Origin of the sequence: Enterovibrio baiacu (assembly GCF_004120195.1) — a bacterium.
Classification (GTDB): Bacteria; Pseudomonadota; Gammaproteobacteria; order Enterobacterales; family Vibrionaceae; genus Enterovibrio; species Enterovibrio baiacui.
In genome coordinates this window covers 32,106-55,991 of sequence record NZ_SCHN01000009.1, presented here as the reverse complement: position 1 = coordinate 55,991, position 23,886 = coordinate 32,106, and the positions used below count along the sequence as shown (strand labels likewise).

Here is a 23,886-nt window from a genome sequence, read left to right as displayed (position 1 = left end):
CACCTCATCCAGTAATCTGGACTATCAAATTTGCGAATATCGACATATTAACGGACGCGCTTCGCACGTGTCAGGCGTTGAACGTCGTGAATTCTGCCTCTTCCGTGTGAGCAAAACTAGGGACAGAACTAAGGACATGCTTAAAAAACCATCCCATTAGTGGTTCGTTGTCTGCTCGGTTATAACGAGGATTTCATTTTCTCTACAAGCCGAAAGCACGCCTTCACAAGCAAGTGCTCCATATCTTTATTGTTATACAAAGGCTTATACCGAAAGAACAATCCATTAAGCGTCATTGAACGCCCAACAAAATCAGACCAAGAGAAACGCTCTACCACTTTGTATTTTTTGAATGTTTTCTGACTATCTAAATAGAACAAACGTGAATGTATCTCTATCTTGGGTTTCCAAAATATTGGTACCGATATGGGATGCAAACCCGCATCAACAAGCTCTCCACCTCGGTATCCCACAACTGCCACCTGCAAACCAAGATCACGTCGCGTCACCTCTGACGCAGTAGAAATATGTGGCAAGTTAAAGATCTCACCAAGCTCAGAGCGAATACTCTCTTCAAAACTCTCGGCACTCGCCAGAAATCCCCATTCATCGCTTGACGTTAGCTCCCCGCGAGGCACAACAAATATCGAGTCGAGGTACACCCTTGGTTTTTCTTTCTTGAAGAACTTTCGTACAAACAACTTTCATCACTCGTCGCTACGTCATGTTCGCCAGAATACAGTATCTGAATAACATTCCCGTATTGAGTGCCTCAATCTGTGACAGTGCGGCTTGATATTAATGGGTAGGCAACGAACAGACTTAACCAAGTCAGTAGGACGAAAAACCACGTGTTTAGCGTCTACCCAAGAGAAAGATGTAAAGGATGTGTCCGGTCAAGTATGCGTCTGATTTGTACACCGCTTTTGATCCTCCCCACTTTTCAAGGGGGGAGTTAGAGGGGGGTTATCGCTACGGAGAATGGTGCTTTATGGACTTCACTAAATGGTTTTTGGACAGAAATCAGTTAGATCTTATGCTCTACAGCGTTCACTTCGGATAACTTGATTTTGGGCAAGTTATCATGTTGTGTCTCGAGAATGGTCTTGTTCAACACCCAAATCAGTGTCCGCTGCGCGACACTGATTCTTATTTGTTAGGCACACTCTAAAGTGTTGGATATACGATTTTTTCTTTTTTATTTCTATGTTCGTCAGACCAACAAAGTTTCAATTTGTGCTTTCTTGGAGTTGACATATGAACTACTGCAACTAACTCAATAGATGCATGTTTTTCGAGCGATTCGTAAGGCAGTTTGCTCTGTAGCTCCGAGTTTGGAACTAGTTCATTACCGTCAGGAAATTCTACTGTTACATTTTTAGCTTCAGCATTTCCCTTATTCCAAACTTTCAAACGATACTTATGGTTACCTAACTTAATGATCGACGCACCTAAATCTGCCCTAAGATCATCGAGTACTTCTTCAGTTTCTTTAGCTAGTAGTAATTCATTCAGCTTTTTCTGAGTTTCAATTAGAGAGTCCTGTCTTTTGTTGAATTGAATCGTCCGCCATGTAGCGTACCCAGACAGCCCCAAAGCCAAAAGTGCTATACCGTCACCAAAGTCCATAAGGTTAATGCCCTCTATTTAAATTTTATATTCTTGTTTCCTTTGAATGCATCTCTAACCATCTTTTTCATTTCAGCTTCGATTTGCTTTTGTGCTTCTTTAGCGAGCTCATTTTGATTTTCTGCTATTAACTCAGAGTTCTCAGAGACAAGTTCTGCACGAGTCAGTTGGCGTTCACACTGAGTACAAGTAACAAGTCCATTCTCATCATGTTCATCGAAAGAGAATTCTTTACAACCACAAGTTGGACACAACATACTAATTTGTCTATCAAGGTTATTAATTTTCATTTTTCCTCCTAAGCACCTAACAATTTGTTATATCCCAGAATGGGGTGTTTAAACACTCCATTTCAGGATTTTTATGTATCGGATAAATGCCAAAAATGATCATAAGCGCATGTTTTAAAGAGGATATCATGGAGTTCGATAGAGGCGGTAGCGAGAGAAAACGACAAAATGGGGGATTTCCACACACTTCACGTTTGGCATAAGGAAATCTATCGAAAACTAATGAGGCAACACTGACGAGGTTTGCTGTTTCAAACTCACTTTTGGACAAAAGTTTGTTAGAGTAATGGCTCTAACTCGACCTAAACAGATTAGGAAATGTATGGCAAAGTTAGCTATTAGATCTTCCATATTAATAGTGAATCTTACTTAGGGTGCTGAGCTTTACTTTTACGGTATTCACTTGGAGTCATACCCACGACTCTTGAAAACTCACGATTAAAGTTAGACTTGGTCTGAAAACCAGAATTCATGAATATTTGCGTAATAGTATCTTGTGACGTATCCAAGGAGTGCATGGCATGCTCTATGCGATACCCATTTATGATCTTAGAAATATTCTTTTCGTGTACCTGATTAACTGCAATTGAAATTTGTTTTGCTGGTATACCTAACTTTCGTGTCAGTTTTGAAAGGGTTAGCTCAGGGTCTAAGTAAAGTCTGTCTTGTCGGATTTTAGAGTCTAACAGTAAAGAGATCTCGTGAGCTCTCTCACTGGTCATTACTTGGGAATTACTTGTCTCGTCATTGGGGCTGATTTGTTTAGATTTTAACTCATATGAAATAGGTGTATTAATGCCCACTACAATTACAGCTAACGATAACACGGGTAGAAGAATCAAATGTGCCGCAGTAAGGATATACAGTGAAAATCCACCTTGATTAAAAGTGAAATCTAACGACATGAGCGTATCTACACACGCAGAAAATATCAGCATCCATCCCGCAATATTCTCCGCTTTCTTTACTCCTTCCCAATTCCCTAATGAAACATTAATCAGTGCTGTTTCTTTTGACGAAAAGCGGATTAGTGCCACTCCATAGCAAGCGTAAATTAAAGTAAGTAGTACATCTAGTGGAAGTGCCAACCAAGGTTGAGATACAGCGCTAATAATAACGAATAATGGCGCAACAAAATGCTTAATAGGCAAGATGCCCAAATCACGATTGGCGTGTGCAAACGCATACCACGCAACAACAGGAATTATGGAGGCCAGAATAGGTTGCGCGATGCTGAAAATGCTAAGTCCAAATGTCCAACGTAAACCAACCATTGAGGTCGTCACAGCACATAACCCTAAAAACATGCTAGCGACTTTACCCTGCTGAGAAAGCTGGGCATAAAGTGATATCGCTAGTAGTCCAAGTAGCATGGAAACAACGAACGGAACAGGTATCGCAAGCATAGCAAGTCCTAGATTGATAAATGAGTTATCACTTTCAGTGAATATCAAGGATAACTCGATGAAATACAATTGAAAACGCAACGTAGACTAAAATAGGTTTAAGAACGACCTAAAACCTGTTTTGAGACGTATACACCACTTATTCCGAGGCAAAATATCACCATCAGTCAAATATTGAGGTGGCATTTATGAAATACTATTTTTTAGCTTGGAAGCGAAGTTTAGACTTTTCTGGTTGTTCGTCCCGCAAAGAATGTTGGATGTTTCTTTTAGTACACACGTTGGTAGCGATAGGATGCATTGGAGCAGATATTGCTATGAACATGACAACATGGTTCGACACTATTTATAGCGCTGTAAGTTTCATCCCTATGCTTTCAGTAATTGTTCGTAGACTGCACGATATCAACAAATCTGGCTTTTGGGGACTAGTTTTTTTCATACCGATAGTAGGACCGTTCTGGTTAATATATTTGTTAGCTCAATCGACCAATACTCACCTAGACGGGGAGGTTTTAGTATGAAAAAAGTAATCATTCTGCATATTTTTTTATCCGTTTTTGTTTCTACATATAGCTGGGCCGCAACTATATCTCCCACAGGTAGTTTTGGAACTCTGTCTGTCAACAACATGACTCAAGGACAGCTCCTTTGGCTTAATGGTCGAGTTGGGGATGCAACCTACGCATTTACTCGTCAAGGTGAGAAGGCATGCACTTTAAAGGTACCAGTTGCTGTAGGTCGTATTTCTGAGCCAGATTTGGGTATCAGTGAAACAAAAGGTCTAGCTATCGTCATTGTGAGCCAACGTCTCAATGATGCTCTTCTTCAAGGGAAACGGATAAGTAGTGAAGAATGGAATTTCACCACGAAAGCGTATGATGAAAATATTGACGGATTGATTACCAGTGGAATTAGCCTTGACGAGAGCTTCGTTTTAAACTCTAAACGAAAGTGGATTTCTTGGTTTCTAGGAGATGATCAAAATGTTGTTTGTCATTAATCTATAGCTTAATGAATACGAGCTCATTCTGCGATGCCATGGGCTCACCTTAAGTCAGGCCATTTATATTCATAGCCTTTTTTTTGCGGTAGATTATCTATGGAAAAAACACATAGTTCGATTTACTAAATTTGATCGAGCAACTCGGAAAGGGGCATAAACCATTTAGAGCAACACAAAAACCAATATCTCCCCCTCCCCAGACACAAAAAAAACGGCACTGCTACCAGTGCCGTTTCTGCAAACTCAGAGGGAGTTACCCCAGCGGTTTACTCACCCTTGTGGGTTTTGCTTCTCGCTGATTTCTGCATAGGTGTGAAGCAGTTCTGTGAGGGTTTTGACCCAGCCGAATACATCCGTTGGTGCGTTTTTCAGCAATGCTTCAACGTGTTCGCAATGGGTTTCAAGGGAAATGGCTTGTTCCAAACGGAACGAAATCGCGTAGAAATGCCAAAGGATTAATCGCGTCATCCTTTCGCTGTTCTGCTTGGCGTTTTCTGAGTCATCAAACGCTTGTTGCGTTTCGTTCAGTGCAATCGCCGTCATGCGTAGCATGGCATCAAGACGTGCTGACAATAAACGCTCTTCGCTGTCTATTTCCTCTTGCTCAAACGTGAAAATTTCACTCATCACGTCTTCTGGCACCATTTTGCTTATGATTCGAGCACTAAACTCTTCCAGTTCATGGCGAGGCATGGTTACGAGACATTCAAAGGTGTAATCACGAAGCATAAGGTCACTCTAATTCGTTGTAGATTTCAATGGGCGTATTCTAAATGCTGAGGTGGTATTTACCACTGTTAATACACACTCATCAAAACATTAAACAGCACTGCGTTATCAGGTGTTCTCTCTATCTCAAACCCACCCATAAAAAAACGGCACTGCTCGCAGTGCCGTTTTTGTGTTTTCTCTCGTCGAAGCCGCGTTGTTGTTACGCAGCGTTCGCCGTTTCAACATTCTGTGATTTATCGAAAAGCAGCTTGTAGGTCATGATGCCGATAACCAGCGCCTTGATGATCATCATTTGGTCGTTGCCGTAGTAAGCCGCCATGCCGATGAAGCCTGAAAGGAGCATCAGCTTGCGGTAGTTGGTCAAAGTGGTCATGTACAACGCCGCGAGAATCACACCTAAATCGGCGAATTGAAGCGCCACCGCCAAGGTTGGATCCGCGATGAAACCCGATACCGCAACATAAGCGATGTAAAGAATACCCGCCGCCATCAAGCCACCTAACCCCATGATCACTGACTTAGGTGCGGCGGTGAAATCCTTCGCATAACGGTAGGTGTTCAGGGAAGCAACAGAGAGGTTGAGAATGACTTTAGGCCACCAGCCCATTAAAAATGCCCAGAGTGTGTCATTGGCAGCAGAGCCAAACGCAGCAAAACGGGTGAACTTCATGGTGTTGAAGATGGTGATAGAAATATAGAAAGCAACCGATGTCCAACCAAGGATGTCGGTGATCAGGTCTAGCGTCATTCAGCATGTTCTCTTGATAATACGAGTGAGCAATGGTGCCCTTTCGCGTGTTTTCCTTAACCGGCTGAGAAGGTGCTCTTCTCTGATGGCCGAGTATTCACCTAGCAACCCCAGTAAAAGTGGGGTTCTTCAAGGATGAGGCAAGGATAATACGGCGGTATTGACGCTATTATCAACTAATAAAAAGAGAGAACGGCACAATAAATGTTACGGCGTATTTAGTGCACTTGAGGGGGTGTTGAAACCTTGGCCATTTTTCGTTTCTGCGTCAGGTAGTTCAACCAACTTTCGCTTTTTGATGACGGAAGAAGAGCGTGTGCGCGCTTGGCATGAAGCAAAGCATTGTCGGTCTGTTCTAGTTTGTCGTACGCCGTGGCACGCAACATTTCTACCGAGGCTTTTTTCTCTGGCGATGTCACTTTGTTCAAGCTCGACAGGGCATCGAAATAAAGCCCTTGTTGCACTTGAAGCTGCGCCAATTGCCAACGATACGTGTTATCGGCTTTTGCCGCTTTCTTCCAAACGGCAATCGCGGTATCCCACTCTTTGGCAAGTTGCCAGTAAGAAGCACTTTGCGACAAGGTCACTGCATCTTGTTCTGAGGCGGGTAAGCTGTCTAACACTAACGCGGCTTTTTCCGGCACGCCTTTTTGCGCATAAAGCTGCGCAATGGTTCTTTGCTCTGACGTGGTCAATTCAATGCCTTCACGCTGAGCAAGCAGTAACGTGCTCAACATATTCTCTGGCTGTTCTAAACGTTGGTAGTTGCCCGCGCGTTGTATCCACCACACCTTTTTCTTGGGCTCAAGGGCGATGAGGTGTTCCAGAGTGCTATTTGCATGCTTCCAGCGGGACAGTTGAAGTTCTGCGCCCAGTTTGATTGAAAGCGCTGACACCGTATCCGGCGAGGTCAAAGCAAGGTATTTGTTGATGGCGGTCAGCGTGCTTTTCCACGCCTTGCGTTGATAATTCGCCTGAGCCAAACGCAACCAAAGCTCTGCTGACTCTTTCTTGTCTTTGGCGGTTTTTACTAGCTGTGAATACAGCGTTGCGGCGGATTTATAGTTGCCGTTAGACAAGTACAGATCCGCAAGCATGCGTTGTGCTGAACGCATTTCGTCACCCGACAACGCATCGCTTTTGACCGCTTTCTCTAGAAAACGCATCGCACTGTTCACATCGTCTGTTTGCCAATACAACACACCCAGCATGCGATCAACGTAAGCACGATCGTAGGCTTTCTTGGTCTCTATTTCTCGCAGTACAGCAATGGCATCACGCCACGCTTCCTTCTCTTGAAACGCGAACGCTTTCTGTACTTTCAGCACAGTGCCTTGCGACAATTGTGCAGCAAACGACGGCGCTGAACATAGCGCGACAGCGAGACACACGCAGCGAATGGCGTTTGACAATGAGAAGGTGCTACGACACATCATTTGGCTAACTTAAACTCTATTTTTGCTGTTTGATTCGGTTGCTTGATGGCTTTACCGTCAAGGCGTTTTGGTTGGTATTTCCAACGCTTTAGGGCGCGCATGGCATCACGTTCAAAGACGCGCTTCGGCGAGGCTTCCACCACTTCTAAATCTTGCGGACGCCCGGTTTCATCAATGGTAAAACGGATCACCACATACCCTTCAATGCGGCGACGCAGCGCCTTCGCTGGGTAGCTCGGCTCTGAGCGATACATCGGCATGGCTTGTTGATTCGACGTGCCATCCAAATCTGACGCTATTGGCGCAGCAAGGCTGACTTCGGCAATCTCTCCCACCGCACTTTCTGCCACCACAGGCTGCTCAAACGTTGGCGCTGAAATGCTGATCCCTTCTACCTGCATATCAAACGATAACTGAGGAAGCGGGGAAGACAAGGTCTGTGTCTGCGTTTGAGGCGCCGCTGCTTGTGCTGGCTGAGACATAGGCTCTTGCGGTTCTTCCGGCTTAGGCGGTACGTCGCGCAGGCGTCGATTCAGTTCCATTTCAGGCTCTTGCATCACCAAATCAAACACCATGCCGCTTTTGTTTTCATCGTCCTCAAACGTTGTGGGTGTCACCATGGCTGCCATCAATAGAAACAAGCCAGACACACACGCAATCGCCAAAGGCAGTGCAATAACCCAACGTGACATTAGGGTTGCTCCGCCGCCAATGCAATATTGGCAATACCCGCACTTTTAGCGGCATCAATCACCGTGACCACAGTGCCGTTATAGGCGTGTTCATCGGCTTGAATCACTAAAGATGCTTCGGGTTGGTCTATCAGCAGGCGTTCTAACGTTGCTTCGACACGTTCTGCATCAATGACACGCTGATCAATGTAGATGTCATTGTTGGCGGTGATCGCCACGAAAATACCGGCGCTTGCTTTGGCAGAAGCATTGCTGGCAGAAGGACGGTTTACATCCACACCGGATTCACGCACAAACGAGCTCGTCACGATAAAGAAAATCAGCATGATAAAGACGATGTCGAGCATCGACGTGAGATCGATTTGAGCATCTTCACGATTTTTTTGCGCACGCTGAAACCTCACGAGCGACTCCTTAATGCTTTCGTCAGCGACGCTTCACGGCGCTCACAAATTTTAGAAATTCGGGCTTGCGCGAACATGCCCGCAAGCGCCACAACCATGCCCGCCATCGTTGGAAGGGTTGCCATTGAAATGCCCGCCGCCATTAAGCGCGGCTCTCCCGTCCCTTGCACAGCCATCACATCAAACACAGTGATCATGCCGGTGACAGTGCCCAATAGCCCCAGCATGGGACACAGTGACACCAATGCTTTGAGTAAATTGAGGTTGCGGTGCAGCGACACATGCGCTTCAAACAGCCAGCCATCGCGAATGGCGCGTGATGCCCATTCACGTTGACCTTTGCGCTGACGCCACTGTTCAATCCAGTGCTTTTCTTGTTTCGGGAACACACTGAATACGTAAATCAGCCGCTCGATCACCACCAACCAACTCGCGGCACCGACCAGCGCCAAACCCCAAAGTATGGGGCCACCCTGCTGCATAAACAGGGAGAGGGATTGCCAACCGTGCTCAAAGAGCTGCCCGTCAAACAGGCCAGCCGAAAGAGGTTGAGAAGCCACAGTTGTTAGCTCGGTCATGCGATTGCCTTGGTCACCGTGTTATCAGCCAGATCAGATTGCTGTGCGACCAAGCTAATGCCGACTTTCTCTAGCGTACCGCGCAAGGTTTCCGCTTGCGTGCTCAATACGTTATGCGCCAATAGCAATGGCATTGCAGCAACAAGGCCCAGTACTGTGGTGATAAGCGCCATCGAAATGCCACCCGCCATCACGGTAGGGTCACCATTACCGAACTGCGTGATCACTTGGAAGGTTTCAATCATGCCCGTCACTGTCCCCAACAGACCCAGCATAGGCGCGAGAGCAGCAAGCAATTTGAGCATGGACAAGCCTTTTTCAAAGCCCTGTTGTTCATCAACAATGGCTTCAAGCAGGTGAAATTCAAGCGCATCTAATGAACGATTTGGCGCTTGTTGATACACAGAAAGAATGCGGCCCAATGGGTTATCACCTGCCGTTTCTGGGTGCTTCATTTGCTTGCGAATCGCGACGCGTGCGCGGAACAAAGACACACCGCGAACCGCACTGATTGCAAGGCCAACAAACAACAACACGGCGATGATTTTTCCGACAAGCCCGCCTTGCGCGAACCGTTCGCTCAAGGTTGGAGTAAAGGCCAGTTGGTTGAGTAATTCGGTACGGGTCGGATCGAGGATCACGCTGTCACCCGCTTGAGTTTGTGCCAGCGAGATCGATGTTAGGCCATGTTCAGGTTGAACAGGCAACAGGTTGGCTTGCTGCTTCGCACTGTTCCAACCAAGGTAGCCATGTTGATCCACCAGCCCAATGTTACCTAAGCGCGTAACGGCACGTTCCGTGACCACACCTTCGGCATCACGCACATTCAGCGTCAATGGCGCAATCACGCGTCCGTTTTCTAATTCGTCCTGCATGCCGTGCCAAACCGTGTTCAACGCTGACAGCGACGGTAAGGCCTTCGCATCCAAAATCAGATCAAGTGCCGCATCGTAATCAGGCTGACCAATCGCTGCAGGCGCATCCACACGTTCATTTTTCAGCTCGCGGCTGGACTGACGAAGCACGCCAAAAAGCTCACCCAAGGTGCCTGTTTCCAAGCGCAGGGATTCATCAAGCTCCGCCAAATACTGTTCGTTATCGCTAAAGGTGTCGCTTAGCGTTTGGGTTTCCATTTCTAGCGCAGCATGTTGCGCATCCAACGCGGCCAATTGTGCTTTCAAATTCTGCTCGGTCTCTTCAAAACCGGCTTCACGCGCCATATTGTGCGCATTCGATTGCTGCTGGGCCACACGGGTGTCACTGACCAGATCAGCCAATGCTGGCAACGGAGAGAGAAGCGTACAGGCAGACAGCGCAGCGATGAGTGTGCGTTTCATTCGGCTCATTGTTGTGCCTCCGCGAGAGAAGGCGACACCGTCAGTGGCAATGTCAGTAGTGTTGGCGCAACGCTTTGATTGGCCACCTTAAAGGCAAAGGCCAAATCCTCGTTTTGACTGGCATCCACCGCAGTCCAAGACGACGTCGGCGCATCAAAATACCAGAAGGCTTCACCATTGAGGCTGCGCGCCACCAGCGATAAACGACCAAGGTGCAGCACGTCCACATCACGTTGCTGTCCCGCAATGTTCAATGTTTCTTGGTACAAGCCCATTTTGCCGCCGTAAGCCAACTCCACCAAATAGGCTTCGAGGATCTGTCGGAATTTTTCCGCATCAGCCACATCGGCGCGTCCCATCATGGCTTTCAGTGCTTCAACACGCGCCGTGCGGGTTTCAGATTTGATCGGCAAATCTTGCTCAACCCAGGTCTGCAAATCATCAATCATGCGATACATCAGCGGTACTACACCTTTGCGGGTCTCTTTTATATCGGTGATTTGTTGGTTCAGGCTATCCACTTCATTGTTTTGGTCTACGACCAGCGCTTGAAGGTGATTGCGATACAAGGTGAGGTTTTCGATTTCTTGTTGGCGTTGCGCGATGTCCGCTTTGAGTTGAAGCGACGTGATGGCGCTGGTATCAATGCGTTGTTGGGAAGCTGCAGCAGATTTTGTCGTTTGCGCTTCAATGGCTGTCGCCGTATCAAGCTCGCTGGCATGAAGAGAAAAAGGCAAGGTCATCAATACAAGTGATGCCATACGCAGGTTGATTGTCATGGTCGTGCTAGTCTCTGGGTAAAATGGTTGCGCGTAACAAAAACTCGCCAAGTATACCGCGCTATATTGCATAAGTGACGATTGTTATTCCCCAACAAGAACACGATGCGTGAATTCAGAAGCTGTCTTCGATTCAGACTCACTCCCTCAACGATCATGTGTCCTCATTCACTGAGGTTTTGTCCAACGATTTGCGGCCATGCCAAAGACACATGCTTTCCGTCGCAGGCGTTCAGTCCTTTCTTATCTTGTGCTTTTCACGTTCTATTTTACTTCAGCGGGTTGGCTCAACACGCTTTGCGCCGCTTCCCACAGTGACGTGCGGTCGATGCTGTTACACACGCACTTATCGACACCACATTGATATAAAGAAGCATCATCAAACTCAGATTCTGGAGGCAGCAGAGCAATCATCGGCGCGACGGTTTGATGACGAAGCACTTTTATATCAGGTAAGCACAATGCTGTGTTCTCTGATGCAATCAGCACCAAATCGAAATGGCATTGGTTAAGCGCAATTTCCGCCTGTTTTACGTGCAATACTCGCGTCACCTTACAGCCATGTTGGGCAAACGTGGTTCTGACCCAACCACACAGCGACGCAACACGTTCAATCATCAGAACTTGGCACATAATTAAACAGGTCTTTATTGATATTGATTCTCATTATACTTAACTGTGTGCAATATGTCGCCTGAAAAAAGTGTGTAACAACCTAATAATTCAAAGGTTGCGAATCACAACCGTTCCAAATGCGCATCATGATGCACATTTTTGGATTAATATCTCAAAAAGCAGGTGAAATGAAACGCAAGGTACTTGCGATGCGAATGCCTAGAAGAGTAGACTCTCTTTCCGTTTGAGAATTACCTACAATTACATCAATAAGAAGTTCGCATGTTTTCAGATTTGCCTAATAAAAAACCACTTTTCATCGTTTCCGCAATTTTACTGATTGCCATGATCGCGATGACACTATCCTCTTACACTTATTCGAGCAAAATCTATACAATTCAGATCCAGAAGCAACATGAAAAAATGCTAAAAGATCCGAAAGATGCAAAATTGAGCGACCTTGTTGGATTGGCCGACATTTGTGAGGACATCCGATTCAAAAGCACCTTGTCTTTCCACCTTTCTGACGAAGAAATCTTCAGTGTTCAGCGTGCATGTGAAGACATAAAAACACGCCTCCGCATGACACAATTCAGCGACCAAACACTTTCAATGCGTCGTTAATATTTGCATGAGATCGAAAAAAGGAGCACTTTGCTCCTTTTTTATTGCCTTAAAAAACACACGTCCCACGCTCTCTTCACTCACGATTTATTGCGCACTGGCGCACATTGTGGCAGAGTCGCTGCCGTTTCCAATGATTGATGAGCAGTACTATGCACGCGCAACCTAATAACCCACTTCACGGCGTTAAGCTTGAACAAATCGTTAATGATTTAGTTGACCATTACGGCTGGGCGCAGCTCGGTAAACTGATTGCTATTAACTGTTTTAAGAATGACCCTTCGGTGAAATCTAGCCTGAAGTTTTTGCGCCGCACGCCTTGGGCAAAGGAACAAGTCGAAAACCTTTACCTCGACACCTTCTGCGCGGGCGACAACACCCCAGCAGATCCGTGGGCGAATGCCATGGAAAAGCTAAAGAAATCATAACCAGCTCATTCATCGCTGTTATCATTTTGCCACACTGAATTTGTCGCTTCTCCTACAGTCATGTAGTGTCACTTATATCTCGCGGGTATGAGTACATATGGAGGCGACATGGATTCAGGCTTAGCATCACTGACACTGCTTTTTCTTTCCCCGATATTCCTGATTTGCATGATCTTGGAGTATCGCGTACTGAAACGCCGCCACCAAACTGACTACTCCTTCAAAGAATTGCTCTGCAATTTTAGCCTTGCCGGCCTTCATCAAGGCGCAGACGTCATTGCCACCTTGCTGCTCATGCCCTTCTTCCTCTGGCTATTTCAATTCCGCTTGTTTGATATCACCCTGACGCCTGTCACCGTTTTCGCCGTTTTTGTGCTGCAAGATTTCTTCTATTACTGGTTCCACCGCGCATCGCACCATGTTCACTGGCTTTGGGCTTCACACGTGGCGCACCATAGCTCCGAGAACATGAACTTCACCACCGCCTTTCGCCAAAGCCTGACCTACCCATTGTCGGGCATGTGGCTCTTTTGGACACCACTCATGCTGATCGGGTTTGACCCAACGTTCGTGGTGTTGGTTGTGGCGTTAAATCTTGGGTTTCAGTTCTTTGTTCATACTCGCATCGTCGGCAAACTTGGCTGGGTTGAGTACATTTTCAATACCCCTTCACATCACCGCGTGCATCATGCGAGAAATCCTGAATACATTGACCGTAACTTTGCGGGCGTACTGATCATTTGGGACAAGTGCTTTGGCACATACGTGGAAGAGAAGGATGATATTCACATCGACTATGGCATTCCCAAGCCCGTCAACAGTTGGAATCCCTTTGTAGCGACGTTTCACCAATGGAAAACGCTCACAACATTGGCATTTTCTCGCAAGCCTACACCCATGAAGACGCGGCTAAAGTACCTTTTTGGTTCACCTGCGTTCAGTGATACGGCTATCTTGGCGCGCGAAAGTACGACGGGGGATCTCGGTGAAAAAACGGGAAAAGAAAAAAGCCATCATTCCTGATGGCCAAGTGGTGTGAGACTTAATATTGTTATGTTTGTTTGGTCAGCGGGTGTTCGCCAAAAAACGACTGAAACACCTTATTGATGACTGAAAATAGCGCGAATCCGTCAATACTACTTTCATGTGGATCACATCTTCTAATCCGTATCCCGCTTCTTTCATCATATCGACGCAGTTTTGTAACGGCTAAGCGAGACTGATCAACAATTGCGCCCGCGACAACATCGCCATTTCAGATGAATCACGGCAACGGCTAGGAGAAAAGGAATGACTCACTCGACGCACAATGACGCTTCCCCCTATCAGGATACCTATCGAGAAGGTTGGCCTATCGGCACCAAAGGCGTTTGGGTTGAACAGAAGGAAAACGGGCAATATCACTTGCTAGAAGAAGACATCAGCCTGCCCGCTGCCGTGATTTCCCAAACAGCGTTGACCAACAACCTGACGTGGATGCAAACCTTCGCGGATAAAAACGGCGTGAAACTTTGTCCACACGGCAAAACGTCAATGACCCCGACGCTCTTCAAGCAACAACTGGCGCACGGTGCGTGGGGGATGACCATCGCCACGCCCGCCCAAGCCGAAATTGCAGTGGCGATGGGTGCGAAAAACATCATCATCGCGAACCAGTTAGTCGGCAACGCCAACATGGCATCCATTGCGGCGCTTCAACGCGAGCACGCTGTCGATATATATTGCAGTGTCGACTCGCGCCAGAACGTTGAGCAACTCTCCGCTTTCTTTGGGGAGCAGAACCAACGCATGAAGGTGTTTGTTGAGCTGGGCGTGCCAGGTGGACGCTGTGGCATTCGCGGCACAGAGGCTGCAGCAGAACTTGCGCGTTACGTACATGCACTACCCGGCGTGTCATTAGCAGGTGTAGAAGTGTATGAAGGCGTGATTCATGGCGAAGACATGGAAAATCGCGTTCGCGCCTTTATCGAAGAGACCGCACAATGTTGCCAGTCACTGAAAAGTGAGGGGCTAATCGACACGCCTGACACCATCCTCACCGGTGCGGGGTCTGCGTGGTATGACATCGTTGCAGATGTTTTCTCGCGCTACGCGGATTTGCTGCCTGTTATCCGCCCCGGTTGTTATGTCACACACGACAGCGGCATCTATCGCGTCGCTCAGAAAAAAGTAAACGCGCGCGCCAAACAAAACCAAGGTATCGCCGAGCAGATTCAGGGCGATCTGCAAAACGCGCTGGAAGTCTGGGCGTATGTCATTTCGTTACCCGAAAAAGGCAAAGCCGTGATTGGCATGGGTAAACGAGATGCGGCCTATGATGCTGGCCTTCCCATCGCTGAACGCGGCTTTAGGCAAGGTAAAGCCCTTGATGTCAAAGGGCTTGTGGCGACAGCGGTGATGGATCAACACACCTTTATGGACGTGCCTGAACACTGTGACCTTCAAGTGGGCGATATCTTAACTTTCTCGACATCGCACCCTTGTTTGACCTTCGATAAGTGGCGTTATATTGCGTTATCCGATGACAGTTTTGTCGTCCGCGATTGGATGATCACGCAGTTTTAAACAAAGCAGCGCCTCGAATGCGTGTTTTTTGTTTATCAAAAAACGCGCATACCTCTCAAATTTCATTGCATATTCATGCATCCATGTCCCGCTACTAAGAATGCCCTGCAAGTCACCCTAAAACCCAATCAAAGGTGTGCCTATACTTTACGTTACAAAAATGTAACCGCTTACATTTTTCAATTAACTCTCCAAACAGTTCAGTTGGCCCATTAAGTAGGAGGCACCATGTCGGAGAAGAAAGGACATTCATCAGACACGGACGCGCAACAAACCGAAGGCATCTACGACCTCTATAGCAAACACCCAGACACCGCAGATGAAACAGTATTTGGTCGAAAGACGCATTCTGACAGGCGTGGATTTCTCAAAGGTGCAGGTTTAGCCACCATGGCGGCCGTGCTCGGCGGCGCAATTCCATTTCACCGCAACATGCCTGGTGGCATGGTGCCTGCCGCCTTTGCTGAAGGGCTCGATGATGTCACCATCGCAGGTAAAGATGGCCTGATTGTGCTTAACGACAGACCTTTGAACGCGGAAACGCCCCCTCACCTGCTTAATGACGATGTCACGCCAACTGCACGGCACTTCATTCGAAACAACGGCATTCCACCTACCGCTGTCGATGCGGACACATGGACGCTGACCATTGATGGCTTAGTCGATAAACCCATGACCCTGACCATCGAGGATCTCAAGAAGAACTTCGAGGTGGTTGAGCAGCAATTGGTTGTGGAATGCGGCGGTAACGGCCGCGCGTATTTTGAACCGAAAGCCAAAGGCAATCAGTGGACCTTGGGCGCTGTCGCCTGTTCATCATGGACGGGTGTGCGCTTGGCGGATGTATTGAAAGCCGCTGGCGTGCAAGAAGGCGCGGTGTATACCGCCCACTACAGCGCGGACAAACACCTTTCTGGCAAGGAAGGCAAGCTGCCCATTTCCCGTGGCGTGCCCATTGAGAAAGCCTTGGGCGGTGAAAACCTGATAGCCTTCGCGCAAAATGGAGAACCATTGCACGACATGAACGGCGCACCGCTTCGCTTGGTCGTGCCAGGTTGGCCGGGCTCGTGTTCGCAAAAATGGCTCACCAAAATCACCGTCAGAGACCAAGTGCATGATGGGCCGAAGATGACGGGCAAAGCGTATCGTGTGCCTAACCGGCCTGTTGCTCCTGGTGAGAAAGTCGATAAAGACGATTTTGTGATCATCGAAAGAATGCCCGTGAAATCACTGATCACCTCGCCACAAACGAACAGCGAAGTGGCAGGTAAAGAAGTTTTGGTTCGCGGTCACGCGTGGTCTGGGGATCGAAAAGTTTCCAAGGTTCAGCTCTCGAATGATTTCGGTGCAACCTGGATCGATGCCGATCTTTCCGATCCCGCTAACGAAGGGGCATGGCAAACCTTTGAATCAAAAGTCACTTTCCCGCAGGCCGGCTATTACGAGGTCTGGGCAAAAGCGACCGATGACCAAGGTGTTAGCCAACCCTTCGCCATTGCATGGAACCCGAAAGGTTACCTCAACAACAGCTTTCACCGCATCGCACTCGTTGTGAAAGGGTAGGTGAAATGGCTTTGATGAAATCAACCACAGCGTCGTTATTCGGCGCTGCTTTCCTCTTTTCTCCCCTCGCAGCAAACGCCGCAGATGAAGCACTGATTGCTGCAGGAGAACAACAAGCTGCCGTGTGTAAAGCATGCCACCAAGTCGAACCTAACGGCATTACGGTGGTTGGCCCTCCCCTATATGGACTCGCGGACCGAGAAATCGCGGCGTTTTCGGGATTCAATTACAGCGATGGCCTTTCAGCGAACCGTGTTGAAGGGAAAACGTGGGATGCGGAATCTCTGGATGCCTTTTTGGCGTCACCTGCTGATTTCGCACCGGGCACTAACATGGTGTACCCCGGCGTGAAAGATCCCGGAGCACGCGCGGCCATCATTGCATGGCTTGCCACAAAAAACCCGACGCCGCCAAATTGGTCCAGCAGCGACGAGGAAATTCAGGTGAAAGCGTTGGGTGAAGGTATTCTTGCCCCCGATGAAAACATGGCATTGGTTGCGTCTACGTGTTCCGTATGTCATTCCCTGCACATTGTTGTTCAGCAAGGGCTGAGCCGCGATAGCTGGGATGAGACTCTGGAATGGATGGTCGATGAACAAGGCATGGATGAGCTCGACGATCAGGATCATGAACGCATTCTCGATTACCTCGCCACGTATTATGGCGAATAACACATTCTGAATTTTGTTCTCACTTGTAGGCGGAGCAACTGCGCAAAATGGCTCCGCCTCTCTTTCTAACAATCTGATATCTTTAGTAAGCTCTATGTCATACACAATGACAATGTAATAGGCTCATGACGCGCATCCAATCGTTAACACGCAGTGCAGCGGCAGTCTCTCTCGCGCTGACCCTCTCTCCTGTATCTGCCTTTGCGAATACACAGACCGATCTTGGCAGTACGCCTATCGTCGGCACAATCTATAACAGCAGCCAGTTGGTTTTCTCGGGTATTTACGAATCCATGAATGTCAGCGCCGCCACCAGCCGCGACATTGCGTTGTTTACGGTCGGTGGCGTGACGCTCGATGCGCTGGTATTGACCTTGCCGCTCGATGCGAGTGTGAAAGCACGGGTCATTTCTCAATTATCCAACCCGAAATACGCGATTCAGCTCGGGCACTTGCTCTATAGCTTTTACGACCGCTACACGGGCGAAGTGGTCAATGAAGACATCTTCAAACACTACCTGCTGGACACTTTCAGTGAGGCCGAACTCGCACAATGGGAGCATTCATTGTTCTCACTCGATGACAAAAAAGAAGCAGCCAAATCAAGTAGCCATGGTCCGAAAACCGAAGAAGAAGCCCTACTAAATCGACAATTCATCGCCGCTCTGGTCACTTTGTATGACGCATTGTTTGGTAAAGACAAACTGCTTTATGGCGATGACCTGCCGGATCAATATCAATACTTAACCGACAGTGAAGCTGACAGAGAAACGGTCGCCACCGTGCAGCACGTGCTGGTAAACATGCTCACTAAGTACAGCGAAAGCCTTGAAGAAGGCGACATGAAAGCGGCCATTCTCGGTATCATTGATGATGCCAAACCCGAAAACCAAACCAAAGAAAACAACCGCGCTCAAGCCATTACCATCAGTTTGGTCGACTTTGTACGACTAAACGTGTTGAAAGGCTACCGCCAATACCTGCTTGAAGGCGCAAAAATCGACGCACTCGATCACTGGATGCAAGATGCGCTAGACGATGATCCTGAGGGACTGCTCACCTATCTCACCCATCAGAACACGCGCCCATTTGCCGTTCAAATGACGGTCGATGGTTTGCAGCAAAGTCTGATTCAAGGCTTGGTGAGCAAGCAACCTTCGCCTTTCTTGCAGCAAGTAAAGCGCGATGAACAGAACATCGAGAACTTTGCCCCGAAAGGGGTCGACATTACACAGACAGACCACACACCAGATAACACCTTCTTGTTTGAGGTAGCGGATACGCCTTATACCGATCCACGTTACTTGCCGTTTTTCAGCAAGCTGTATCAAGACGGCGCGAAAGGCATTGTGGAATATGGCGTGTCGACCACACCCACCATCAGCGTCCGCAATTTGCCTATCATCAAAACCGGGGCAAACGTGGCAGGGGAAGGTGGCACAGGTATCCCGAATTTCCACTTCGTCGATCGCGAGCAAGATCGCGCCTATTACTTCTTCGGTAACGACGCCATTCAACTCGACCCTTTATTCAGCGGTAACGGCGCAAAGACGCAATTTGAAAGGCTCGTTCCTCTCGTCACGCTTAACTGCAACGCCCAATATGATTGGTATGCACAGTCCAGTTACGACCCTCTAATCAACCTAGGTCTTGGGGAAGCGATACGTGATTTTGGTGAGCAGCGCTGCCTGAAAGATCTGCGTAAGCGCGGCGAAATAGAGGTCTCTCTTCACACGATGCGTGAAGGTCTAATCAAAGACATTCAAGCCTATCAAGACATCACATGGTGGACGCCACTGACCCGCACCACTAAGCGTTTGACCATTAAAGACAAGCTGGAAGATTACGCACAGCTTTCTCAAAAAGGGCTGCCTGACTTTGTGTTGGCCTATAACCCTTGGGCCGATCACTTCGCCCACTTCACTGGCCCCTTTGCGGATGAAATCCTTGCGCCGACGGGCGAACTCAATCGCTTGGATTTCTGGCTAGGGGAAATGGAAACGGTTTACCGCAAGGCAGGGGTGTACGATCAGGTGCTTTGGGGTATTGCGGGGGACCATGGTTTATCACCTATCTACCATATCGTCAGCCCAGAGAAAGAAGTGTTTGCAGGCATTCAGTCGGACTACGACATGTCTTTGCGTATTCGCAAAATTTCGTCTGACGAAGGCGAAGGCCCGAAGATTACTCACACCTTTGATTACCCCAGCAATAAAGAGATTGATGTGATTGTGGCATCCACCGCGGGTGGTAATTACATGATGGATTTGTTCAATAGCCAACGCGGGTGGCAAACACAGCCTCTCTATAGCGAATTGACCTTCTGGAAGCCGCTGTCCGCCGAGAAAGAAGCCCCAGCGATAGACATGGTGCACGAAACCGCTTTGCGCCTTGGTGACAGTTTGGACTACCTTGCGGTACGCGAAAAAGATTGCAGCTTGTCTGCCTGTACCTTGCGATTGGTCGCCGTGAAAGACGGCGTTCGACATGATGAGTTCATTACTCGCCAAGGTGACCGCACCTTATATCATGCTAAAAACGGACAACCTCCAGTACTATTGAATCTGTATGAGGCCAACCCTTACGCAGCAGCGCTAAGTGAATCAGAACAGCAAGAAAAGTCAGCACTAATCGACCAGTGCATGAACAAAGCAGATGCTACCAACCCGCAAACCTGGTGCGATAAAAACACGTGGCAGCAACTCACAAGATTGACACCGCGGCCTGACAGCGTGAATCAGTTAGCACATCTTTACGATGAAGATCGCGCAGGCTCCATCAACTTGTTCCCTGCCATGGGTGTAGGCTACAACACCAAAGTACCGGGCCGTCATGCTGGTGAGCATTTCCACGAAAAAGATGCTTTCATTGGTTTTTGGGGTACGCCTGTCACCAATGAAAAACGCATACCGACAGCAGTGAATGGTTCACTTGCACCAACGCTATATGAATACTTGTCTGGTAAGCCAGTGAAAGTGGGTGAGGACGGTTGGGGATTTCCTTCTTTACTCCAACATCTCGAAAAATAGCGTTTTAGGTATACACCCCCTCCTGTTATTGAGCCACTCATCAATAGTGGCTTTTCTTTACCGCGTGGTCAGTGAAAGAACCGTCGATAGGCACATTAAAAAACTCCGTAAAAAGCTCAATGTCGTGAGGCCAGATGATGACCCTGTACAGTCGGTTTACAGTGTTGGCTACAAGTTAGTACTGTGACTGTGCATTACAGTGCTCATATCCAATAACGCGACAACCGTACCTATCTGCCTAAAACCAAGGGCTTATCAGTGACAGCCTGACTATTTTGCTAGTCTTAAAATGAGGGCATGCTTTTTGCCCATGGTTTGTGCTGTATATCAAAGGGGTTCCCGGCCTAAGCGTTCAGTAACGTATCAACGCCTTGCTCACCCAGCACATGCTTTTAATCCGCCACATCAAAAAGGGCTTTGTTATGGGAATAAAACTGAGAATTATCGCTCTCGCAGCCACTTTCATTGCGCTCCCTGCGCTTGCACATCAAGGAATGGTCCAAGTTAAAAGCCAATTTGATGTCCCAGTGACCACTGATCGTTTAATCGCAGCAGCGAAAGTACGCGGCTTAACCGTCATGGCGCGTGTAGACCACGGAGAAGGGGCAAAGAAAGCAGGATTGGCACTAAGGCCTACACAACTGGTGATTTTTGGAAACCCGAAAGTGGGTACGCCAATGATGGTGTGCAATCAAACCGCAGGTATCGACCTACCGCAAAAGGCACTGATTTGGGAAGATGAAAACGGCGACGTGTGGTTAGGATACAACAATCCCGACTATTTGGTTGAGCGTCATCACCTCGAAGAATGTGGCTTACCTATTGATAAGGTAGAGAAAGCGCTGGTTTCGTTAGCGAAGCAAGCAACACAAGAGAAGCGAGAAGCGAGAAGCGAGAAGCGAGAAGCGAGAAAATCGTATGTTCGACTGACCGTTAGAAACATTCTTGGTATAGAAATAAAAAAGCCCCGCAGGCTTTCGCATGCGGGGCTTTTAGCATCTAAAAAGAGTCGTTAAGAATTACTTCTTAGCGTTTTTCTCTTTTTGATCAGCGATTACTTTCTCAGCAACGTTCGCTGGACATGGTGCGTAGTGTGAGAACTCCATAGAGAACTGACCACGACCAGAAGTCATTGTACGTAGGGTACCGATGTAACCAAACATTTCTGAAAGTGGTACGTCACCCTTGATACGAACGCCAGTAGCACCAGCTTGCTGGTCTTTGATCATGCCACGACGACGGTTAAGGTCACCGATAACGTCACCAACGTGATCGTCTGGAGTGAACACGTCAACGTTCATGATTGGCTCAAGAAGTTGCGCGCCCGCTTTAGGCATAGATTGACGGAATGCGCCACGTGCTGCGATTTCAAATGCTACTGCAGATGAATCGACTGCGTGGAAGCCACCGTCGAACAGCTCGATTTCAACGTCAAGAACAGGGAAGCCAGCAAGAACACCGGTATCCATCATGCCTTTGAAGCCTTTCTCGATTGCAGGCCAGAATTCCTTAGGAACGTTACCACCAACAACCACAGACTTGAAGGTAAAGCCAGAGTTTGGCTCACCTGGTTTCATGCGGTAGTCGATCTTACCGAACTGACCAGAACCACCAGACTGTTTCTTGTGCGTGTAGCTATCTTCAACTTGTTGAGTGATAGTTTCACGGTAAGCAACCTGAGGTTGACCAACGATTAGGTCTACGCCGTAAGTACGCTTCAGGATGTCTACTTTGATGTCTAGGTGAAGTTCGCCCATACCTTTAAGGATGGTTTCGCCAGTTTCTTCATCAGTTTCAACTTGGAACGTTGGATCTTCTGCAACCATTTTACCGATCGCGATACCCATTTTCTCAGAACCGCCTTTGTCCTTAGGAGCAACAGCGATAGAGATTACTGGAGTAGGGAAGATCATTGGCTCAAGCGTACACTCGTGCTTAACATCACAAAGAGTGTGACCAGTTTGAACGTTCTTCATACCTACAACAGCGATGATGTCACCCGCTTGTGCAGTAGTCAGTTCGTTACGCTCGTCAGCTTGCATCTCAACCATACGGCCGATACGCTCAGTTTTACCTGTTGCTGAGTTAAGGATGGTGTCACCCTTCTTCATTACACCAGAGTAGATGCGGATGAAGGTTAGAGCACCGAAACGGTCGTCCATGATTTTGAACGCAAGAGCACGTAGTGGTTCGTCTGCAGATACAGTCGCAACTTCACCAGTAGCTTCACCAGTTTCTTTGTCAGTCAACGGTTGTGGGTCAACTTCTGTAGGAGACGGCAGGTAATCTACAACTGCGTCTAGTACAAGCTGCATACCTTTGTTTTTGAATGCAGAACCACAGAACGTTGGGAAGAAAGTACAAGTACGAGTACCCGCACGGATACAACGCTTGATTTCTTCGATAGAAGGCTCTTCGCCGTCCATGTAAGCCATCATTAGATCATCGTCTTGCTCAACAGCAGTTTCGATCATCTCTTCGCGGTATGCTTCTACGTCGTCAACCATGTCCGCAGGAACATCTTGAATTTCGTAGTTTTCTGGAAGACCAGAGTCATCCCAAACGTATGCTTTACGCTCTAGAACGTCTACAACGCCCACGAAATCGTCTTCGCGGCCGATAGGCAGAGTCATAACCAGTGGAGTCGCGCCAAGTACTTTCTTAACTTGGTCAACAACACTGAAGAAGTCAGCACCCATACGGTCTAGTTTGTTTACGAAAATAACTCGAGCTACTTCTGAGTCATTCGCGTAACGCCAGTTAGTTTCTGACTGAGGCTCAACACCACCAGAACCACAGAAAACACCGATACCACCATCGAGTACTTTCAGTGAACGGTAAACTTCAACGGTGAAGTCAACGTGTCCCGGAGTATCGATAACGTTAAAACGGTAGCCTTTCCAGAAACAGCTTACTGCTGCAGACTGGATAGTAATACCACGCTCAGCTTCCTGTTCCATGAAGTCGGTAGTAGATTCACCATCGTGAACCTCACCAGTTTTGTGGATTTGACCGGTAAGCTTAAGGATACGCTCGGTAGTAGTGGTTTTACCCGCATCAACGTGCGCGAAAATACCAATGTTTCTGTATTTACTTAGATCTGTCATTGTTCGTCTCTATAAACAATTACTGGCTTATATAAGGGCGGCGATTATAGCAGGCGTTGGCGTGTAAAGAAACATGTAGAACACAGCGATATACGATAAGTGTTCAACGACGCATTTCTTGGCACATTTATGAACAGATGCGAGCCATTTTCTACCCGTTTTTGCTCGTAGTTGAGATTCTAACGAGCAAAAATAAGGGTAGAACCGAATAATGAATCGTGATGATTTATTTTTGCACCACATAAAC

General features: G+C 47.7%; 24 protein-coding genes and 2 pseudogenes. 11 read left to right on the top strand and 15 right to left on the bottom strand.

All coding sequences use genetic code 11. From position 1 onward, the window contains the following. Positions 1-179: 179 nt before the first annotated feature. From EQP46_RS09735 to EQP46_RS09720, 4 genes are all read right to left on the bottom strand, one after another. Entirely contained in the window at positions 180-701 is a 522-nt protein-coding gene (locus tag EQP46_RS09735; RefSeq protein WP_129493459.1) for a hypothetical protein, read from the bottom strand. A 466-nt stretch (positions 702-1,167) separates the two neighbouring features. Beyond that, positions 1,168-1,629, bottom strand: a complete 462-nt coding sequence (locus tag EQP46_RS09730; protein WP_129493458.1) for a hypothetical protein — start codon at positions 1,627-1,629, stop codon at positions 1,168-1,170. A 14-nt stretch (positions 1,630-1,643) separates the two neighbouring features. After that, positions 1,644-1,919: an ECs_2282 family putative zinc-binding protein gene (locus EQP46_RS09725; RefSeq protein ID WP_129493457.1), complete on the bottom strand. Its 276-nt coding sequence runs from the start codon at positions 1,917-1,919 to the stop codon at positions 1,644-1,646. Positions 1,920-2,284: 365 nt separating this feature from the next. Then, complete coding sequence (locus tag EQP46_RS09720; RefSeq protein ID WP_129493456.1) at positions 2,285-3,325, bottom strand: helix-turn-helix domain-containing protein; 1,041 nt, start codon at positions 3,323-3,325, stop codon at positions 2,285-2,287. Positions 3,326-3,513: 188 nt separating this feature from the next. On the opposite strand from EQP46_RS09720, the gene EQP46_RS09715 reads away from it, so the two are divergent. Further along, on the top strand, positions 3,514-3,849 hold the full coding sequence (locus EQP46_RS09715; protein ID WP_029189246.1) for a DUF805 domain-containing protein: 336 nt from the start codon (positions 3,514-3,516) through the stop codon (positions 3,847-3,849). Further along, positions 3,846-4,328, top strand: a complete 483-nt coding sequence (locus EQP46_RS09710; RefSeq protein WP_010439750.1) for a hypothetical protein — start codon at positions 3,846-3,848, stop codon at positions 4,326-4,328. Before EQP46_RS09715 ends, EQP46_RS09710 begins: the two co-directional genes overlap by 4 nt. A gap of 273 nt (positions 4,329-4,601) precedes the next feature. Here the strand turns inward: EQP46_RS09710 and EQP46_RS09705 are convergent, their stop codons facing one another. The 9 genes from EQP46_RS09705 to EQP46_RS09665 form a co-directional block, all read right to left on the bottom strand. Further along, positions 4,602-5,060, bottom strand: a complete 459-nt coding sequence (locus EQP46_RS09705; protein ID WP_129493455.1) for an exoribonuclease R — start codon at positions 5,058-5,060, stop codon at positions 4,602-4,604. A 202-nt stretch (positions 5,061-5,262) separates the two neighbouring features. Then, positions 5,263-5,811 carry a hypothetical protein gene (locus EQP46_RS09700; RefSeq protein WP_129493454.1) on the bottom strand — a complete coding sequence of 183 codons (549 nt, stop codon included), beginning with the start codon at positions 5,809-5,811 and terminating at the stop codon, positions 5,263-5,265. A 218-nt stretch (positions 5,812-6,029) separates the two neighbouring features. Next, a complete protein-coding gene (locus EQP46_RS09695) occupies positions 6,030-7,247 on the bottom strand; it encodes a tetratricopeptide repeat protein (protein WP_129493453.1) in 1,218 nt (405 codons plus the stop codon). Continuing rightward, positions 7,244-7,939, bottom strand: a complete 696-nt coding sequence (locus tag EQP46_RS09690; protein WP_129493452.1) for an energy transducer TonB — start codon at positions 7,937-7,939, stop codon at positions 7,244-7,246. Before EQP46_RS09690 ends, EQP46_RS09695 begins: the two co-directional genes overlap by 4 nt. Beyond that, on the bottom strand, positions 7,939-8,343 hold the full coding sequence (locus EQP46_RS09685; RefSeq protein WP_102315868.1) for an ExbD/TolR family protein: 405 nt from the start codon (positions 8,341-8,343) through the stop codon (positions 7,939-7,941). The genes EQP46_RS09690 and EQP46_RS09685 overlap by 1 nt, the downstream gene beginning before the upstream one ends. Further along, positions 8,340-8,921: a MotA/TolQ/ExbB proton channel family protein gene (locus EQP46_RS09680; RefSeq protein ID WP_129493451.1), complete on the bottom strand. Its 582-nt coding sequence runs from the start codon at positions 8,919-8,921 to the stop codon at positions 8,340-8,342. The genes EQP46_RS09685 and EQP46_RS09680 overlap by 4 nt, the downstream gene beginning before the upstream one ends. Beyond that, positions 8,918-10,267 (bottom strand): MotA/TolQ/ExbB proton channel family protein, encoded by a 1,350-nt coding sequence (locus tag EQP46_RS09675; protein WP_129493450.1) that lies wholly within the window; start codon positions 10,265-10,267, stop codon positions 8,918-8,920. The genes EQP46_RS09680 and EQP46_RS09675 overlap by 4 nt, the downstream gene beginning before the upstream one ends. Continuing rightward, a complete protein-coding gene (locus tag EQP46_RS09670; protein WP_129493449.1) occupies positions 10,264-11,037 on the bottom strand; it encodes a DUF3450 domain-containing protein in 774 nt (257 codons plus the stop codon). The genes EQP46_RS09675 and EQP46_RS09670 overlap by 4 nt, the downstream gene beginning before the upstream one ends. A 264-nt stretch (positions 11,038-11,301) precedes the next feature. Then, a complete protein-coding gene (locus tag EQP46_RS09665; RefSeq protein ID WP_129493448.1) occupies positions 11,302-11,670 on the bottom strand; it encodes a DNA-binding response regulator in 369 nt (122 codons plus the stop codon). Between the two features lie 264 nt (positions 11,671-11,934). Between EQP46_RS09665 and EQP46_RS09660 the strand changes: the two genes are divergently transcribed. The 3 genes from EQP46_RS09660 to EQP46_RS09650 all read left to right on the top strand — a co-directional run bounded on the left by EQP46_RS09660 (position 11,935) and on the right by EQP46_RS09650 (position 13,727). After that, positions 11,935-12,276 (top strand): hypothetical protein, encoded by a 342-nt coding sequence (locus EQP46_RS09660; RefSeq protein ID WP_129493447.1) that lies wholly within the window; start codon positions 11,935-11,937, stop codon positions 12,274-12,276. A 152-nt stretch (positions 12,277-12,428) separates the two neighbouring features. Further along, complete coding sequence (locus tag EQP46_RS09655) at positions 12,429-12,704, top strand: VF530 family protein (protein WP_129493446.1); 276 nt, start codon at positions 12,429-12,431, stop codon at positions 12,702-12,704. Positions 12,705-12,812: 108 nt separating this feature from the next. Then, entirely contained in the window at positions 12,813-13,727 is a 915-nt protein-coding gene (locus tag EQP46_RS09650) for a sterol desaturase family protein (protein WP_129493445.1), read from the top strand. A 46-nt stretch (positions 13,728-13,773) separates the two neighbouring features. On the opposite strand, the pseudogene EQP46_RS09645 reads toward EQP46_RS09650, so the two are convergent. Next, positions 13,774-13,959: pseudogene (locus EQP46_RS09645) on the bottom strand (RidA family protein); the annotation flags it as partial. A gap of 35 nt (positions 13,960-13,994) precedes the next feature. On the opposite strand from EQP46_RS09645, the gene EQP46_RS09640 reads away from it, so the two are divergent. The 6 genes and pseudogenes from EQP46_RS09640 to EQP46_RS09615 form a co-directional block, all read left to right on the top strand. Further along, positions 13,995-15,269 carry an amino acid deaminase gene (locus EQP46_RS09640; RefSeq protein WP_129493444.1) on the top strand — a complete coding sequence of 425 codons (1,275 nt, stop codon included), beginning with the start codon at positions 13,995-13,997 and terminating at the stop codon, positions 15,267-15,269. 228 nt (positions 15,270-15,497) lie between these two features. Beyond that, entirely contained in the window at positions 15,498-16,832 is a 1,335-nt protein-coding gene (locus tag EQP46_RS09635; protein WP_129493443.1) for a molybdopterin-dependent oxidoreductase, read from the top strand. Between the two features lie 14 nt (positions 16,833-16,846). Then, positions 16,847-17,503 (top strand): c-type cytochrome, encoded by a 657-nt coding sequence (locus EQP46_RS09630; protein ID WP_192545494.1) that lies wholly within the window; start codon positions 16,847-16,849, stop codon positions 17,501-17,503. A gap of 293 nt (positions 17,504-17,796) precedes the next feature. Next, on the top strand, positions 17,797-20,532 hold the full coding sequence (locus tag EQP46_RS09625; protein WP_129493740.1) for an alkaline phosphatase family protein: 2,736 nt from the start codon (positions 17,797-17,799) through the stop codon (positions 20,530-20,532). Next, on the top strand, positions 20,483-20,719 hold the full coding sequence (locus EQP46_RS24585; RefSeq protein ID WP_338068750.1) for a winged helix-turn-helix domain-containing protein: 237 nt from the start codon (positions 20,483-20,485) through the stop codon (positions 20,717-20,719). Before EQP46_RS09625 ends, EQP46_RS24585 begins: the two co-directional genes overlap by 50 nt. Positions 20,720-20,954: 235 nt before the next feature. Beyond that, a pseudogene (locus tag EQP46_RS09615) lies at positions 20,955-21,413 on the top strand (DUF302 domain-containing protein); the annotation flags it as partial. Between the two features lie 138 nt (positions 21,414-21,551). Here the strand turns inward: EQP46_RS09615 and fusA are convergent. Continuing rightward, the gene (gene fusA / locus EQP46_RS09610; RefSeq protein ID WP_129493441.1) at positions 21,552-23,639 is read right to left on the bottom strand and encodes an elongation factor G; all 2,088 of its coding nucleotides are present in this window, start codon (positions 23,637-23,639) and stop codon (positions 21,552-21,554) included. Positions 23,640-23,886 lie beyond the last annotated feature (247 nt).

Excerpts from the sequence above, each read along its gene's own strand:
- EQP46_RS09730 (WP_129493458.1), bottom strand. The coding sequence starts at position 1,629 with ATGGACTTTGGTGACGGTATAGCACTTTTGGCTTTGGGGCTGTCTGGG.
- EQP46_RS09725 (WP_129493457.1), bottom strand. The coding sequence starts at position 1,919 with ATGAAAATTAATAACCTTGATAGACAAATTAGTATGTTGTGTCCAACT.
- EQP46_RS09720 (WP_129493456.1), bottom strand. The coding sequence starts at position 3,325 with ATGCTTGCGATACCTGTTCCGTTCGTTGTTTCCATGCTACTTGGACTA.
- EQP46_RS09715 (WP_029189246.1), top strand. The coding sequence starts at position 3,514 with ATGAAATACTATTTTTTAGCTTGGAAGCGAAGTTTAGACTTTTCTGGT.
- EQP46_RS09710 (WP_010439750.1), top strand. The coding sequence starts at position 3,846 with ATGAAAAAAGTAATCATTCTGCATATTTTTTTATCCGTTTTTGTTTCT.
- EQP46_RS09705 (WP_129493455.1), bottom strand. The coding sequence starts at position 5,060 with ATGCTTCGTGATTACACCTTTGAATGTCTCGTAACCATGCCTCGCCAT.
- EQP46_RS09700 (WP_129493454.1), bottom strand. The coding sequence starts at position 5,811 with ATGACGCTAGACCTGATCACCGACATCCTTGGTTGGACATCGGTTGCT.
- EQP46_RS09695 (WP_129493453.1), bottom strand. The coding sequence starts at position 7,247 with ATGATGTGTCGTAGCACCTTCTCATTGTCAAACGCCATTCGCTGCGTG.
- EQP46_RS09690 (WP_129493452.1), bottom strand. The coding sequence starts at position 7,939 with ATGTCACGTTGGGTTATTGCACTGCCTTTGGCGATTGCGTGTGTGTCT.
- EQP46_RS09680 (WP_129493451.1), bottom strand. The coding sequence starts at position 8,921 with ATGACCGAGCTAACAACTGTGGCTTCTCAACCTCTTTCGGCTGGCCTG.
- EQP46_RS09675 (WP_129493450.1), bottom strand. The coding sequence starts at position 10,267 with ATGAGCCGAATGAAACGCACACTCATCGCTGCGCTGTCTGCCTGTACG.
- EQP46_RS09670 (WP_129493449.1), bottom strand. The coding sequence starts at position 11,037 with ATGACAATCAACCTGCGTATGGCATCACTTGTATTGATGACCTTGCCT.
- EQP46_RS09665 (WP_129493448.1), bottom strand. The coding sequence starts at position 11,670 with ATGTGCCAAGTTCTGATGATTGAACGTGTTGCGTCGCTGTGTGGTTGG.
- EQP46_RS09660 (WP_129493447.1), top strand. The coding sequence starts at position 11,935 with ATGTTTTCAGATTTGCCTAATAAAAAACCACTTTTCATCGTTTCCGCA.
- EQP46_RS09655 (WP_129493446.1), top strand. The coding sequence starts at position 12,429 with ATGCACGCGCAACCTAATAACCCACTTCACGGCGTTAAGCTTGAACAA.
- EQP46_RS09650 (WP_129493445.1), top strand. The coding sequence starts at position 12,813 with ATGGATTCAGGCTTAGCATCACTGACACTGCTTTTTCTTTCCCCGATA.
- EQP46_RS09640 (WP_129493444.1), top strand. The coding sequence starts at position 13,995 with ATGACTCACTCGACGCACAATGACGCTTCCCCCTATCAGGATACCTAT.
- EQP46_RS09635 (WP_129493443.1), top strand. The coding sequence starts at position 15,498 with ATGTCGGAGAAGAAAGGACATTCATCAGACACGGACGCGCAACAAACC.
- EQP46_RS09630 (WP_192545494.1), top strand. The coding sequence starts at position 16,847 with ATGAAATCAACCACAGCGTCGTTATTCGGCGCTGCTTTCCTCTTTTCT.
- EQP46_RS09625 (WP_129493740.1), top strand. The coding sequence starts at position 17,797 with ATGAATGTCAGCGCCGCCACCAGCCGCGACATTGCGTTGTTTACGGTC.
- fusA (WP_129493441.1), bottom strand. The coding sequence starts at position 23,639 with ATGACAGATCTAAGTAAATACAGAAACATTGGTATTTTCGCGCACGTT.